This is a genomic window from Litorivivens sp. (genome assembly GCF_041624475.1).
Lineage (GTDB): Bacteria > Pseudomonadota > Gammaproteobacteria > Pseudomonadales > Spongiibacteraceae > Litorivivens.
On the sequence record NZ_JBFJUX010000004.1, the window covers coordinates 1 to 14,733 of the forward strand.

Here is a 14,733-nt window from a genome sequence, read left to right on the forward strand (position 1 = left end):
CAGTCGCGATCAGCTAGCCGCGCGTGTAAATCTGTCTCCTAGCCGTTTTTCTCATTGGTTTACCGAGCAAACGGGCTTGCCCCTTCGCAGCTACCGCAAATGGCTGCGGCTGATCTTGGCACTCCAGACAGCCGTGGTAACTGGTAATCTTAGTCTTGCTGCCAGTCAGGCCGGTTTTGCCGATCAGGCGCATTTTTCCAGAGCGGTAGGTGACGCCTTTGGCATTACCGCCTCGCAGATAGTGAGTCTCATTAAGAGTAATTCACCTGAATAGATAGCTCTTTCGTTCAATACCCTTGGAGCGCCTTCATTGCATACTGGGTGTAATACTACCCTGAATGGAGGACGCTATGGTAAGGCCCATCATCCGTTGGACGAGTTACCCCCTGATTTTTCTGGGCTGCGCGCTGCTGCAATATCAGATTATCGCGCATGATATGCCGCACTGGCCGCTGGCCATTATTGTGTCTGCGGCAGGGATCACTCTGGTCGCTCTGCTTGAAAGAATCCAGCCTTATGAGCGAACTTGGAACGACGACCACAACGACACACGAGTTGATATCCTACACGCCGCATTTAGCCTCGCTCTTATTTTTACCGTCGTAGAAGTGGTGACCATCATTCGGGCTTGGCTACCGAGTACGGCGCTAGCCGGAACGACGTACTGGCCTGACTCCAGCCCGTTGTGGCTGCAACTCCTGCTTGCCGGTGCGATGATCGATTTTGGGTTGTGGTTTATGCACTGGCTCAGCCACAAAAATCATTTTCTCTGGCGCCTTCATGCGCTGCATCATAGTTCAGAGCGGTTGTACTGGTTGAACGGTGAGCGCCGCCACCCCTTAAGCGCTTTGTTACTAGCCAGCCCAGGCCTGATGGTGGTGGTAATACTTGGAGCCCCGGCCGATGTAATTGGTTGTTGGTTTGCCATAATCGCCGTTCATCTGGCCTTCCAGCATGCCAACCTAGATTACTCCGTGGGTATTTTTCGAAATCTGCTGGGTGTTGCCGAGATTCACCGCTGGCATCACAAACGGGAGTATGAAGATGCACAAGTGAATTTCGGGGAGTTTTGGGCGATCTGGGATCACCTGTTCAGAACCTATCGGTACGAACCTGGGCAACTTCAACCGGGCCAGGTTGGAATGAAAGAAACTATGCCGCTGCGATATCTTCAGCAAATTAAATGGCCTTTCAGCTCGGAGTAACGTTTGACCTTGTAGTAAGGTCTAAGCTTTATCTTGAAGCTTTTTAGCAGACACAGGAATCTGCAGAATGACTAATGCCCAACTCATCCCCGTCCGCCAGACGTTCGCCGTGCGCAAAATGGACTGCGCAGCCGAAAAGCAATTGGTCAAAAGTGCTCTGGAAGACAAGCCCGGCATTATTTCGCTGGAATTTGATATGGGGCTTCGCCAGGTCGAAGTTGTTCATACTGCCAAGCCTGGTGATATTGATGCGGCGTTACAAGGGCTGAAGCTGGATTCAGAGCAGGTAGCGCTGACGGATTACCAGGGAGATGCTGATGTTTTAGCTGGCACTCAACAAACTCGTGATGCTGATGAAGCCAAGACCCTTCGGGCGCTTCTCGCAATAAACTTCGTTATGTTTGGCGTAGAAATTGTCGCCGGCATCTGGGCCCAATCAGCGGGCTTGATCGCGGATTCTTTGGACATGCTCGCTGACGCCAGTGTATACGGCGTGGCCTTGTATGCAGTGGGGCGAAGCGCGTCACTCAAGCTGACGGCAGCGCGCGCTACTGGCTGGCTGCAACTGGCTCTGGGTGTTGGTGTCCTGATCGAAGTGATACGACGCTTTGCGTATGGCAGCGAACCGCAATCACTATTCATGATTGGCATTGGTCTGATGGCATTGGCGGCCAATATTCTTTGCCTGTATCTCCTGGCCAGCAAAAAAGATAGCGGGGTACATATGACCGCTACCTGGATTTGCTCATCCAACGATGTGATCGCCAATGCGGGTGTTATCCTGGCGGGGATACTTGTCATGCTCACACACTCCCCATACCCCGATCTGGTGATTGGCTTGATCATTACGGCGGTTGTGTTGAATGGTTCCCGCCGGATACTGTCGCTCAAAGCGGGGTAACACGTTCGCGCTTAAAGCGAAGGATTGTGAATCAACATGATTATGACTGGCAGCTTTGGTGCTGCCAGTCATATCCGATAGGCTAGTCGGTTTGATCCCGCCGGTGCACCCAGCGATAAAGTACCGGCAATACAAATAAGGTCAACAAGGTCGACGAGATAATGCCGCCGATCACCACTGTTGCCAGTGGGCGTTGAACCTCGGCTCCGGTACCGGTATTCAAGGCCATCGGCACGAACCCCAGACTGGCAACCAGGGCGGTCATCAATACCGGGCGCAGCCGAATTAGCGCACCTTCAACGATGGCCTCACGCAAATCACCCGTCTCGTGCCAAAGGTCACGAATAAAGGCCAGCATCACCAAACCATTCAAGACTGCAACTCCCGAGAGCGCAATAAAGCCAACGCCTGCCGAAATTGACAGGGGGAGATCGCGTAGCCACAAGGCCAATACGCCACCGGTCAGGGCCAAGGGAACACCGGTAAAGATGATCAGTGAATCCCTCAATGACCCGAAGGCCATCACCAATAGCCCGATAATAATGGCCAGTGTGACGGGCACCACGAGTGCCAGCCGCTGGCTGGCGGATTGCAGTTGCTCAAAGGTGCCGCCGTAATCCAGCCAGTAGCCACTGGGCAAATCCACTTTGTCGGCAATCTGACGCGCAACCTGATCGACAAAGCTGCCCAGATCCCGGTCTCGCACGTTGGCGGTAACGACCACGCGACGCTTGCCGTTTTCCCGGCTGATTTGAGCTGGCGCCGGTTTAAGCTGTAGTTCTGCGACTTCCGCCAGCGGCACATAGTTGCCATCGGGTAGGGGAACCGGCAGAAACCCGAGGCTGTCGATGTCGCGCCGTATGTCCTCCGGCAATCTCAACGCGAGGGTAAAACGGCGATCGCCTTCGTAAATCAGCCCAACATCTTCACCGCCGATGCCCGCCGCAATCAGGGCTTGCAAGTCATCAACCGTCAAACCGTAGCGGGCCAGTGCAATGCGCTTGGGAATAATCGACAACATGGGTAAACCGCTGACCTGTTCCACACGTGCGTCGGCGGCGCCCTCGACTTGCTGAACCACCGCCAAAATGTCTTCGGCGGTTTGTTCGAGCTGATCGAGGTCATCACCAAATACCTTGATGCCCAGATCCGCCCTCACTCCGGAAATCAACTCGTTAAACCGCATTTGAATCGGTTGAGTAAACTCGTAGTTGTTGCCGGGCAAAGCTTCAAGTGCTTCTTCCATGGCATTTACCAACGCTGCCTTGGAACGGTTTGGATCAGGCCATTGGTCGCGAGGTTTCAGCATCACAAAGTTGTCGGCCACATTGGGTGGCATGGGATCGGTGGCCACTTCCGGGGTGCCGATTTTGGCGAATACCTTGTCGACCTCGGGAAAGTCTTTCAGACGCTCTTCGAGTATTTCCTGCAGCTTGATGGATTGCTCCAGCCCGGTGCCCGGTATCCGCAAGGCATGTAAGGCGATGTCGCCCTCGTCGAGTTGTGGTACAAACTCTGAGCCCAGAGTGGTTGCCAGCCACAGGCAAAACGCCACCAACAGCGTTGCGCACGTGACAACCAGACTAGGCAAGGCCAGCGCTTTTTCCAGCAGTGGGCGATACAGGTTTTTGCCCGAGCGGATGATCCGGCTTTCCTGCTTTTGGATCGGGCCCTTCATAAACACTGCAACCGCTGCGGGAACCAGCGTGAGCGAGATGATCATGGCTGCCAGTAAGGCCATCACTACAGTGGCGGCCATTGGGTGGAACATTTTTCCTTCCACCCCGCTGAGGGTAAAGATTGGGATGTAAACGACGGTGATGATGGCCACGCCGAACAGGCTGGGGCGGATCACTTCACGCGTCGCGTCATACACCACCTCCAGACGCTCGCGTAATGCCAGAGTCTGACCAGTATGACTCAATCGCCGAATACAGTTCTCAACGATAATCACCGCACCGTCGACAATCAGTCCGAAATCCAGCGCGCCCAAACTCATCAGGTTGGCTGAAATACCGGTGCGTACCATCCCTGTAATGGTCGCCATCATGGAAAGCGGTAGGACCGCAGCGGTAATCAAGGCTGCACGGATATTGCCGAGCAGCAGAAACAGCACCACGATGACCAGCAACGCGCCTTCCAGCAGGTTTTTCTGCACGGTGACGATGGTTTTATCCACAAGAGTCGTGCGGTCGTAAACGGTTTCTACCTTGATGCCGTCCGGTAAAGAGGCTTTGACGCTTTCCAGCTTGGCCGCAAGATCCCGGGCCACCGTGCGCGAGTTTGCACCGGTCAACATCATGGCGGTGCCCAACACCGTTTCTTTACCATCGCGGGTGGCTGCACCGGTACGCAGCTCCTTCCCTATGGCAACCTCAGCCACGTCTTTGACCATAACGGGAACTGAGCCGTAGCGACCGACAACCACGCGCTCTATGTCGGTAATCGTCTGAAGCTGCCCCGGCGAGCGCACCAGTATCTGCTCGCCATTGCGCTCAATATAGCCAGCACCACGGTTATTATTGTTGGCCTGCAATGCACGGGCGATATCCTTCAAGGTGATGCCGTGCTCCAGCAACTTCATTGGATTCGGCGTTACATGGTATTGCTTATCGAAGCCGCCAATGGTGTTGATCTCCACCACACCGCGAACCTGAGCCATCTGCGGTTTAATAATCCAGTCCTGAATTTCCCGCAGTGCGGTCGCATCCCACGGTTCGCCGTTGGGCTGCAGGCTGTCTTCGTCCGCCTGTACCGTATAACTGAATATTTCACCCAGGCCGGTAGCAATTGGGCCCATCTTCGGTTCAAGGCCCGAGGGTAAGGCGCTTTTGATTGCGGCCAGTCGCTCGTCAATCAGGTTGCGGGCGTGGTAGATGTCGGTGCCTTCCTCAAACACTACGGTAACCTGCGACAGCCCATAGCGGGACAGCGAGCGGGTGTAATCCAATTGCGGTAAACCATAGAGCGCTGTTTCAACCGGAAAAGTGATCCGCTGTTCGGCCTCTAGGGGTGAGTACCCCGGCGCTTCGGTATTAATCTGCACCTGCACATTGGTAATGTCCGGTACGGCGTCAATGGGAAGCCGCTGATAACTCCAGATGCCCATCCCGGTCAGAACCAAAATGAGACTCAGCATCAGAAAGCGCCTCTCGATGGAGAGGCGCACAATTGAATCAATCATGTTTCTCTCCTTCAGTGTTCGTGAGACGCGCCGGATTTTTCGATATCGGCCTTAATCAGATAGCTGCTTTCGACGACGTAGTGCACACCCACATCCAGCCCTGCCAACACCTCCGTATGGCGGCCATCGGTGCGACCGGTTTTTACAACGCGCGCGTGGTATTCATCGCCTTGTTGAACAAAAACAACTGTGTTGCCCTCAAGCTGCTGTAGCGCGCGGTTTTCCACAACCAGCGAAACTTTAATGGTTTCTGCATCGATTTCACCACTCACCAGATCGCCCGGAGCCATATCCCCCTCAGGATTGCCGAGCAGTACTCGGGCCAGGATATAAGGTTCGCCCTGGCCTGCGGGGGCTAGGGATTCCAGGGTGCTGTCGTGACGGTGACCGTTGTGTACAACGTGCACCGCCAGTCCCGGCTTTACTTCAAAACGTTGGGCGGAAAATACCTGCAAGGTCGCCCACAGTTGCCGGGTATCCACCACGGTAAACAAGGGGGCGCTGCCACTGATCTCACCGACACTGGTCTGACGGGACTGTATGACACCCGCGATAGGTGCGCGGATCGCGTAATCTTTCAAGCTGTCGTTGGATTCAATGATGGCCAGCACCTCTCCCTTGCTAACCTGCTGGCCAACACCAGCGCTGACGGATTTCACCAGACCGGCAAAGCGGGCTCGGACTTCAATGCGTTGATCCGGTGGCAATTCGAGGCGACCGTAGACCTTGAGATGACGCTCTATGGTGCCAGGGCCAGCGATGCCAGTGCGAATACCATTGCGGCTAGCCATGGCTTTCGAAATGGTGGTCGATGGCGTTCCCTCATCGTGTTCATGCTCAGCATCGTCGTGATTCACGGACTCCGAATGGTCTGAAGCACCATTGTCATGATCCGCACCAGCAAGGGCTTGTTGTGCCGGTAAGGTCAGAAAAGTAGCTAGCAAAAAGTAGCGTAATGTCGTCGTGATTTTCATGATGTCTCTTCCGAATTCATTGGTCATGGCGGCTCTCCTCGCTAAGTGGAGTCCCTGTGATCTGCTCGATCAAGGCCTGATGGTGGAGGGCACTGGTTGCCTCGCTGATCAGCCGCCGCTGTGCATCCAGCAGTTCATTCTGAACAGCTAACCAGTCGGTAAAGCGATAGCGCCCTTGTTCATAGGCCCGGCGTGTATGGGCTTGCGCCGACTCCAATGCCGGTATGACGTCTGCCTGAAGGGAGCGGGTTGCCAATTGGCTCTGCTGACAGGTCTTCCAGGCTCGATAAAGGCCTCTGCGCAATGCGAGACGTGCGTCCTGCTGGCGGTGGGCTTGGCTTTCGAGCTGCGCTCTCGCCGCTTTTTCTTCGCCGCGATTGCGCCCACCGGAAAATAGAGGAATGTCCATGCTGGCGATCATGCCCGAGTCACCGCTGAACTGATCGCGCCGCACGCCCAGGCGCCAACCAACATTGGCGCTGGATTGACTGCGTACCAGTGCCAGCTCGGCCTCAGCCATTCTCTGTTCGGACGCCAGTATCGCGATGCCGGGTGAGGACTCCACGCGACGCCATAGGGTAAGAAAGTTTTCCGGAGCCGGAAGAGCAAAGAGATTCCCGCTGACGCCTTCAAAGTGAGCTTCGTCTGAGCCCCATAAAGTTGCCAATGCGAGCTTTTCAGCGTTGTACTCGGCCTTAAGCGCCTCAAGATTCAATTTGACCTGAGCCTGTTGGGCCTTCGCCCTAAATCGGTCGGCATCCGGCGCCGCGCCGTTACGGGCAAGCCGTGAGGCAACAGACAAAGATTCGTTAGCAAGCTGCAAGGCCCGCTCTTCGACTTCAATTTTCTGCTGCAAACTGAGAACCGTGACAAAGCTCTGGGTTACCGCAGCGATCAAATCCAGAGCAGCGATCTCACGTTCTAGCGCAATTTGCGCGTAGCGAGTGTCAGCCAATGCCGTGCGGGCCGAGCGTTTACCACCAAGCTCGATAACCGAACCTATAGAGAGCAAGTATTCTGCCTTGTCCGTTCCGGAGAACTCGCCACTACCTGCGAGATTTTCCGCTTCAATGCCCAGTGTGTAACCGGGTCTCAGATTGGCCGATTCTCGTTGTGCTTCAGCGGCTTTCTGTCGTAAAGGGAAAACCTGTAGCTGAGGGTTGTCGTCAAGCGCGCGAGTGATTGATTCCTGTAGTGTCAGCTGCGCCTGAGCTGCAGGCGCAGCCAAGCACAGCACCAGCGCAAGCCACCGCCTGCACGGGAGATACATGATAGTCATGGGTTAATCCTGTTGTGTTAACGCAAAAAGTTCTGGTTCTAACAGGATTTACAGGATGGGTGGTCTGAATGGCGTGGTTTGATGAGCTTCCGTTAGCCAGGCGAGATAGTTCATGGCTTTCGTGCCTCGGCCAGTCTGCTCAACGAGGGTGCTAGAGGGGGGTAAGAAAGATGTTTGATGAAAATGACAATGACAGCAGTGAACACAGCTTTCTGCATCATTGTTGTGTTGTTCTTTATCACTCGCATCCGCGGTGTGACCATCATGGCGTAATTCTTCACTAGCTGCAGTGTCGCCATTAATGCCGTGTTCATCCAGCATTGCCCACACGGATTGCGAAGCAATCAACGTGACTAGCATATAGATCAGGCAAATACGGCTTTTCATGTCGAATAAGTGTGGCTAGCGAAGATAAGTAAGAGTATACGATACAACCGATTGGATAAAGTTCCTGCCTCACAGGAGGAAGTGGAGGAAAATGGATGGCCACGCTTGACACTGGAGTATACCCGAGGGTTTAGGCTGTCACGAATTCTGAGGGATTTGGAATATGAAATCGACAGGATTGGCAGGCAGTGTGGGTGTCGTAGTGAGTGCGATCGGATGCGCAGGGTGTTTTCCTGCGCTTGGTTCGCTTGGTGCCGCGATCGGGCTGGGTTTTTTGTCGAGCTTTGAAGGGGTTTTTATCAACACGCTGTTGCCCCTATTTGCGGTTATTGCTCTTTTCGCTGGCCTTGCGGGATGGTATCAACACCGCGTCCATATTAGAGGCATCCTTTCTGTGCTGGGGCCTACACTCGTTTTGCTTGTATTGTATCCACTATGGCAGTACGAATGGAGCACATGGGTATTTTACGGTGGTGTCTTGTCGATGGTTGTTATTTCCGTTCTTGATATTGTTCAACCAGCTCGCACAAAATCATGTCGCCGATAGTTTTGACTTCAGAGCTGACTTGCCCAGAATGCGGTTTTAAGAAAACTGAGCACATGCCTTTAGAATTCTGTCAATGGTTTTATGATTGCCCTGGCTGTCATCGACTGCTCAAGCCTTTAGCAGGTGATTGCTGCGTTTTTTGCTCATATGGATCTGAGAGATGCCCTCCCGTTCAGCGGGGAGGAATGTGTTGTTGATAGCGGCGAAACTTTTCAATTTCAGTTCGTAAATATAAGTGCGGCGTTCCGACAAAATTTCTGTCAGTCGGAGGGATGGCGTCGAGCACTCCCATCTTGCGCCAGTTATTGATATCAAATCTTTTGCAGCCCAGGAATTCGGCCGCTGTATCCGCGCACCAGTAGTCTCGGCTATGAGATAAAAAGCGCTGCGCGTCGTTCGGCGTGACAAAATTGGTCTTATTGATTGTAATCACCGCGTCTCTGATAAGCAGCCGAATGCGGCGCAATAGCTTTTGTCGGGAAAGCCCTGTCGATCTGACTAACTCATCAATCGGTACGAGCGAATCAATAAAGGCTTTGGCTTTCTCTGCGCTGTCTCTTTTGAAATATCGGGTCGCCTTGGACGAAGATGTTTCCGGTACGCCTTCTACTAGAGGAGTTACCCGCGTCAGATATTTTAGTTTTTGGTTGGACACCTGGAGAAGTGACGTTACATCTTTCGCAGTCATCCAGCGCCTTTTATCCGGCCGTGGAGCGTCAGCTCCTTTCCGGCCTACGCCCCTATATTCGCGTTCTGCGATAGCTAGCTGTGCCTTCGTCAGGCCCTTGATGCTTTTGGTTGCGAAGATATACAAAGTGGTGCCGTCGATGTCTGGCCCAGAGATAGGGTTGATGCCCAAGTATTCCAGCTTTCTCTTTAATGGCTTAGCTGACGTGGATAATTGCTTTGCGAGTTGCCCACAAGTGACATAGTTTTTCATGAAATGGTCTACGCTACTTCTTTCATAGAGGTAGCGGTTCCAGCGGTCAGGTTGAGCTTTGGCGCGTAACAATCCGGCTTGACGTGCAGAGGTCACAGCAACACCGTAAAGATGCAGGTAGGCTTCGGTCTCGCGTTGGGTCAGATATCCAGTAGGGATACTGTCGCGTGTCGACAAATCGAATTCAATCTTGACATCGGGCAGCCCTGACTCCTGGATGGCCGTAACTGCCTTATAGTTACCGTCAATAATGCCTGAAACAAAGTGTGAATAAGGTTTTTTGGTGGCGGCCTGTAGCTCGCGGAGAGTTCGGTGGTTGCCTTGGGGCTGGATTGCACTGTCGCCCACGAAATGAGCATAAAACGTCAGTAGTGATGCAAGCTCGACTCCTTTTCCATCCACTTGCTGTGAGTGGAGGTTTTTCGTCCAAAGGTCTGATGTAACCCGTGTGGTCGTTTGAAGAGCGTACATTAGCTCAGTACGAGTCAGATAGTAGCTTTGGGGTAGGTATGCAGCCTTCAGTCTGGGCTGTTTTTGCGCGACTCTGGCAATAAAATCATCTTCGCTGATACCAAAGTCCGAAAGTAAGTCGCTAATAGGGGCGATCACGGCTCTAATGTTGAGTGAAGGATGCCCTTGGACGAATCTGCCCATGAATACGGATAGTGATTGCGTGTTGCCGTCATGCAACTCCAGCGCGATTTCTGCTGCGCTGTCTGAGCTCAGTTGGTAGCGGGTGGATAGGACTTTCTTGGCTAACATTAGATTATCGATTGCCTTTTCGCCGCGGCTTTGGACAAGCTCATCGACTTTCTTCGCAAATCGGAGCGAGTTCTGGGATGCTTTAATTCTGCTATCTAGGGGTTTGAAGCATTTGCAATGGGTTAGTGAGGGCCGTGACCAAGAGATAGGCTTTGTGCAATGCGGACAGTGAGTTAAGAGCTTTAGGCCATGTTTTGCACACGTATCGACCGTTTTGAGATCGTGAGTGACAGGCAAATGGCCTTCTTGAGCGCAGTCCGGGCATACCGACACGTGTCTAGTAGACATCCAGTCTCGATGACATCGGCTGTTTGATTTTGCCAGAACGTAGGGCTCCAACTGCCAGTCCGATAGGTCAGCAATTTGAGACAAAATCGTGGTGTCACCGCGCCAGAATTTTCGCATCAACTGGCAAAGTTCTCCGTCGTTCAGGCCGAACGCGCTGAGTGCGGTAGTGGGTTTCTCAAAGACCGCACCCGAGAACCTGAGCAGGATGCTTCCTGGACTTTCTCCGGGGAATGCTTTCGGCCGAAAAATCGCTTGTGAGATATGCTTGCTCATTCTTCGTCGTCCATGAACTCATATTCATCCATGAGCGCGTCAATTTCCTTTTGGGACAGTTTCGTCCACGCATCCTTGGCCGGAGAGACTAGCGGGAATGGTGGGCGGTATCGCTTCATGGTGTTTTGCATGTCGTCTAATGAGATTAAATCTCTGGCTGTGCCAAGCTTTGCTTGGTCGACAATATATTGAGCTAGGAAATCGAACACGCAGCCAATGCGACCTTCGGTAACCAGGAACAAGCGCTGCGTAAAGCTCAGTAGATCGATGGACGGATCCAGGCGCCGTCCGGTAATTTCCTGGAGCTTTTCGAGCATGCCCACGGCTGTCCAGTAAAACTCCGTCTGAGCGTCGATGGGAGCGCCCATTTGCCTGAGCGTATACTCTTCTTTTACGCGACGATTGAGATCTCCTGAGGAGTAGACGAAATCCTTGTAGTCATGAGGGCCCATCAGGACGACGGGGATTTTGATCGCATCAGCTAAGCTGCGGACAAAAGAAACGACTGATTTGACGCCGACTCGATTCGAGTTATTCAGGAATTCATGCGCTTCATCAATTCCAAATAATAGTGTTCCACATTCCCTTAATAGGGTAATCGCCTTGTTCTTCAAATAGTCGAGGTTGTTGGAGCTTGTGGTGGTTACGCCCGCTTTTCTGCACATGGCGTCAACCACTTTTCGGTTGGTAATGCTTTCCACCGCATCAATGACAAAAATCGGGATCTGCTTGCTCTCCCCGCGTGCGGTTGCAGCGTCATGTTCCGGATAGCGTTTCTCAAGATCACGAAACAGTGTGGACTTGCCGAGGCCATACTCGCCAAAGATTGTAACGATGTAGCCTGTGCTGATCGTCGGTGATAGTTCAACCAAGTGATCAAGTACTGCTTCAATCTGTGAAAAACAGGGGTGCATGACGCGAGAAGCTTCAAGCTTCTCGCGCATGTCTAATGTGATTTTAGCCTTTGACACAGAGCCTCCTTATCGAGCAGCGAAACCAGATGAATAACGTTTTTCTCGTCTGCGAACAGGTTGCGGTGGGGCTTGCGTCCGAGCGTCACTGACCTCGGCGCGGAATCCCGGTTGATCCCGGAAGTCACCGCGCTTGCGACGCCCCTTGTCAACCTCTTCCATCATGAGATCAGCATCGGATCGCAACTGTCGATAGAATTGCGCAAGCAGGTTACGTGCACCGGCTTTGTCTTGAGTCTCTTCGTGCCACGATTTTCGCCACTCACGGATAGATTCATGCACTTCAAGAGACAAACCCTCTTGATACGCCTTGTTACGTGCATAGACCGGGAATTTCTTCTTGGTATTATTGGGCGCAGCGATGTAAGCAGTGCCCAGATTTGCTGGGTCGATGAAGAGCACAGCTTTACGATTACTATTCTCAAGTTCTTTCGCAAGGCTTACATTGTTGGGCGCTTTCCACGAGAGGCAAACCGCATTCACGATGCCATCGTTAATCTCACGCTCAACTTTGATCAAGCCAAGCGATTTTGCGTAGGCCTTGGTGATGGTAGCCGGCTGGCGCAATGGGTCTTCGGTTGCAATGGCCCATTTTTGGTCAGGAGTCATTCCCAGGAGCCCTGAATGAGGGAGCTGATGATAGATCGCGATAAATTCCTGGAGTCGTAGTCTCAGAGTATCAAGCGTATACACTGGGAACTTCTCAGCAGCGTAGGGGCGATTTTGCCCAAGTTTGCCAAAGCTGGTTCCACCCATGTTGTGAATCAATCTGTTCTCCATTGAACGAAAATTGGATTCGACATGGGGTTGATCGTTGGGGTATCCGGGCGCGCCGAAACGCACGTCAAAGTTCAGCTCGGACGCTAGTTCCATGATTGTTGAATTTCGGTTCTCCGGGCCATTGTCGCAATGCAGCGAAATGGGGATAACGCGTTTCTCTGACGCATGTTCAGTTGACGACATTAAAACTGTATTCACAGTCGCTACGGAGCTTGGGGGTGAGAGCGAGAGATACCAGCCCGTGATGACGCGCGTATAGACATCAATTAGTACAGTGAGCCAGGGGCGGATACCGGTATTTACGCCATCAACTTTCACGAAGACGTTGAGTTTTGTAGAGTCGAGTTCCATGACCCCACCGACGACTTCCGGAACTTCAATCTTTCCGCCGTGCGATGAGTCTTTTCGGTGTTGCGTAGGACTTTGTCGAGCTTTACTTGACTGGTATGCGTCATACTCCTTGGCCGCTTTAACCCATGTTGTGTAGTGCGGCATGATTCGATCTACTTGCTCCGGTGTGCGATCTGGATGCAGCTCTTGGCAACTAAGCCGTAGTTCTTCATAGCTAGAGAGGTAGCTGGCGTTTGCCCGTGAGTCATGGATGTCGCGGATCGTCTTCTCCATCGCGGCGAGGTACATGGGTTTAAGACGTTTTTTGCGTGGATTCTTGCGATGATCAATCACTAGCAATTTTGATTTGTGTGATAAAGGGTTGTTGTTCAGCTCTCGTTGCCATGCTTTAGCGGTCGCATACGTTGGGAGCTTGGGTGCGCTTACACCTTGTTTGTGTGCCATGCGAGCGTAGTGATCTGTCAGCTCGCCCAGAATCTCCATTTGCTGATTCCTTGATGTGCCGGAAACAATGGTGTTCAGCTCGCGGGCCACGGCTTTGCGATATCGGTAATCGAATCGCTCTTGTTCGCTCGCGTCACCAAGGCGAAGTTCGATGTTTTGCTCTGACATAGGCGTGCTCGGAAAAGCAACTTCCTTCGCAAGTAGCATATTCAGGAGCATCTTCGGGCTAATATGGACAACGTCGTTTCCGTCAATCTCCATGAGCCGAATTTGGGTTTGCAAGCCTGTTGGCACTCGGTCTACTGCGTAGATTCGACCGTTGCGCCACCGGACGCGGTCGCCCTTGCTCAAATTTTCGATGATTGATGAGAAATTAGAGTCAGTCATGGGGTTTCTCCTTTGAGATAACAAAATCGCTCCCGAACGGAGCAGAGTGATCCGCAAAAAATTGTCGTGAGTACAAGCCATAGGCTGCGCCACATCGAATTGTTTGCGGAGGTAGATGAGAGAGAAATTCTCCTAGTGGGGCCGTGCCGCCGGCGCGGATCAATGCTTCATTGACTTGCCTTGCAGCCTTCTTGAGTAGCCTCTGGTCTTGACCGAGGCAGGCGTAGATCTCGCGCACGTTGGTGCACATGGGCTCAGCGCAGATCGTGATTTCGGTTGGTGTTTGTAGTTCGAAACCGAAGTCGTTGAAGGCTTGTTTGCGTGCTTCAATAAGCGGTCGATAGTCTGAGCTAACGAGCGCGCAGGACTCCTTTACGTCGACAGCGAAGGGTTTTCCGTACAGCGGATAGCACGCGAAATCCATCGTGAAGGTACCGAGACCCAGATAGCCTTCGAAGTCGACGACGAAGGGTTGGGCCAGTGTTAGGCGGAGTTCTGGGTTCAGCTCGCACTGCTTTAGGAACAGCGGTTCCAATCCCCCTTCTGTGATCATTTGTGGATTGAGCGACTCGCCCTTCATGTCCCGGATCCTGAGAGACGAAACGGCCGTTGCTTTCGAGCGTGCGTATCGCGTTTTGGGTTTTCTGACTTGGGGCGTTTTGATTGCTTCTTGGAATGCCCGCTTTAACTGACTGATGGGATAAATTGCACGTTCAATACCGCGTACGGAGACAAACTTGCGCGTGGCAATTTGTTTCCCGTTGGGCTTCGAGGTTGCCCGCTTTTTACGAGCAGGTTTTTCTTGGGCACGAGCCTGCCCGCGTGATGGCAATAAAGGCATCAGCAGCGTCCTTACACATTTCTTGGCAGCAGGACGCGGCTAAATCAGGGCGCCCCGACTATGTCGTTTTTTGTATGTCGCAAGTCATATTCGTAGGCTCATGCGGATGCCCCTATATTCAAATTGGATGAAAAAGATAGCCAGCAAATGACGAATCCGTCAAATCGTAAAAAATACATAAACTATTGATTAATAAACGCTAAACTAGATTTTCTTAGT

13 protein-coding genes are annotated in these 14,733 nt (G+C 52.6%); 5 read left to right on the top strand and 8 right to left on the bottom strand.

Going from position 1 to position 14,733, the window contains the following annotated elements:
• The 3 genes from ABY734_RS06510 to ABY734_RS06520 all read left to right on the top strand — a co-directional run.
• Nucleotides 1-274 (top strand): helix-turn-helix domain-containing protein (locus ABY734_RS06510; RefSeq protein WP_372778201.1); only part of this gene is annotated, 274 nt, incomplete at its 5' end.
• A 76-nt stretch (nt 275-350) separates the two neighbouring features.
• Nucleotides 351-1,205: a sterol desaturase family protein gene (locus tag ABY734_RS06515; RefSeq protein ID WP_372778202.1), complete on the top strand. Its 855-nt coding sequence runs from the start codon at nt 351-353 to the stop codon at nt 1,203-1,205.
• A gap of 67 nt (nt 1,206-1,272) precedes the next feature.
• Nucleotides 1,273-2,106, top strand: a complete 834-nt coding sequence (locus ABY734_RS06520) for a cation transporter (protein ID WP_372778203.1) — start codon at nt 1,273-1,275, stop codon at nt 2,104-2,106.
• 82 nt (nt 2,107-2,188) lie between these two features.
• Here ABY734_RS06520 and ABY734_RS06525 read toward each other — a convergent pair whose 3' ends face one another.
• From ABY734_RS06525 to ABY734_RS06540, 4 genes are all read right to left on the bottom strand, one after another.
• A complete protein-coding gene (locus ABY734_RS06525) occupies nt 2,189-5,290 on the bottom strand; it encodes an efflux RND transporter permease subunit (protein WP_372778204.1) in 3,102 nt (1,033 codons plus the stop codon).
• An 11-nt stretch (nt 5,291-5,301) separates the two neighbouring features.
• The gene (locus ABY734_RS06530) at nt 5,302-6,291 is read right to left on the bottom strand and encodes an efflux RND transporter periplasmic adaptor subunit (RefSeq protein ID WP_372778205.1); all 990 of its coding nucleotides are present in this window, start codon (nt 6,289-6,291) and stop codon (nt 5,302-5,304) included.
• The gene (locus ABY734_RS06535) at nt 6,281-7,492 is read right to left on the bottom strand and encodes a TolC family protein (RefSeq protein WP_372778206.1); all 1,212 of its coding nucleotides are present in this window, start codon (nt 7,490-7,492) and stop codon (nt 6,281-6,283) included. Before ABY734_RS06535 ends, ABY734_RS06530 begins: the two co-directional genes overlap by 11 nt.
• A gap of 99 nt (nt 7,493-7,591) precedes the next feature.
• Nucleotides 7,592-7,930 (bottom strand): hypothetical protein, encoded by a 339-nt coding sequence (locus ABY734_RS06540; protein WP_372778207.1) that lies wholly within the window; start codon nt 7,928-7,930, stop codon nt 7,592-7,594.
• 163 nt (nt 7,931-8,093) lie between these two features.
• Between ABY734_RS06540 and merC the strand changes: the two genes are divergently transcribed.
• Nucleotides 8,094-8,477 carry an organomercurial transporter MerC gene (gene merC / locus ABY734_RS06545; protein WP_372764703.1) on the top strand — a complete coding sequence of 128 codons (384 nt, stop codon included), beginning with the start codon at nt 8,094-8,096 and terminating at the stop codon, nt 8,475-8,477.
• The gene (locus ABY734_RS06550) at nt 8,465-8,674 is read left to right on the top strand and encodes a GDCCVxC domain-containing (seleno)protein (RefSeq protein ID WP_372778208.1); all 210 of its coding nucleotides are present in this window, start codon (nt 8,465-8,467) and stop codon (nt 8,672-8,674) included. The genes merC and ABY734_RS06550 overlap by 13 nt, the downstream gene beginning before the upstream one ends.
• Here the strand turns inward: ABY734_RS06550 and ABY734_RS06555 are convergent.
• The 4 genes from ABY734_RS06555 to ABY734_RS06570 are packed head-to-tail and all read right to left on the bottom strand — an operon-like array spanning nt 8,650 to nt 14,514.
• Complete coding sequence (locus tag ABY734_RS06555) at nt 8,650-10,740, bottom strand: TniQ family protein (protein WP_372778209.1); 2,091 nt, start codon at nt 10,738-10,740, stop codon at nt 8,650-8,652. The genes ABY734_RS06550 and ABY734_RS06555 overlap by 25 nt on opposite strands.
• Nucleotides 10,737-11,711, bottom strand: coding sequence for a TniB family NTP-binding protein (locus ABY734_RS06560; protein ID WP_372778210.1), 975 nt, complete (start codon nt 11,709-11,711; stop codon nt 10,737-10,739). The genes ABY734_RS06555 and ABY734_RS06560 overlap by 4 nt, the downstream gene beginning before the upstream one ends.
• Nucleotides 11,712-11,720: 9 nt before the next feature.
• Nucleotides 11,721-13,673: a DDE-type integrase/transposase/recombinase gene (locus ABY734_RS06565; RefSeq protein ID WP_372778211.1), complete on the bottom strand. Its 1,953-nt coding sequence runs from the start codon at nt 13,671-13,673 to the stop codon at nt 11,721-11,723.
• Nucleotides 13,666-14,514: a hypothetical protein gene (locus ABY734_RS06570; protein ID WP_372778212.1), complete on the bottom strand. Its 849-nt coding sequence runs from the start codon at nt 14,512-14,514 to the stop codon at nt 13,666-13,668. The genes ABY734_RS06565 and ABY734_RS06570 overlap by 8 nt, the downstream gene beginning before the upstream one ends.
• Between the last annotated feature and the right edge of the window lie 219 nt (nt 14,515-14,733).

Bases quoted from the DNA above. Each gene is read 5' to 3' on its own strand.
- ABY734_RS06525 (WP_372778204.1), bottom strand. From the start codon at position 5,290: ATGATTGATTCAATTGTGCGCCTCTCCATCGAGAGGCGCTTTCTGATG.
- ABY734_RS06565 (WP_372778211.1), bottom strand. From the start codon at position 13,673: ATGACTGACTCTAATTTCTCATCAATCATCGAAAATTTGAGCAAGGGC.
- ABY734_RS06515 (WP_372778202.1), top strand. From the start codon at position 351: ATGGTAAGGCCCATCATCCGTTGGACGAGTTACCCCCTGATTTTTCTG.
- ABY734_RS06520 (WP_372778203.1), top strand. From the start codon at position 1,273: ATGACTAATGCCCAACTCATCCCCGTCCGCCAGACGTTCGCCGTGCGC.
- ABY734_RS06555 (WP_372778209.1), bottom strand. From the start codon at position 10,740: ATGAGCAAGCATATCTCACAAGCGATTTTTCGGCCGAAAGCATTCCCC.
- ABY734_RS06540 (WP_372778207.1), bottom strand. From the start codon at position 7,930: ATGAAAAGCCGTATTTGCCTGATCTATATGCTAGTCACGTTGATTGCT.
- merC (WP_372764703.1), top strand. From the start codon at position 8,094: ATGAAATCGACAGGATTGGCAGGCAGTGTGGGTGTCGTAGTGAGTGCG.
- ABY734_RS06550 (WP_372778208.1), top strand. From the start codon at position 8,465: ATGTCGCCGATAGTTTTGACTTCAGAGCTGACTTGCCCAGAATGCGGT.
- ABY734_RS06530 (WP_372778205.1), bottom strand. From the start codon at position 6,291: ATGACCAATGAATTCGGAAGAGACATCATGAAAATCACGACGACATTA.
- ABY734_RS06570 (WP_372778212.1), bottom strand. From the start codon at position 14,514: ATGCCTTTATTGCCATCACGCGGGCAGGCTCGTGCCCAAGAAAAACCT.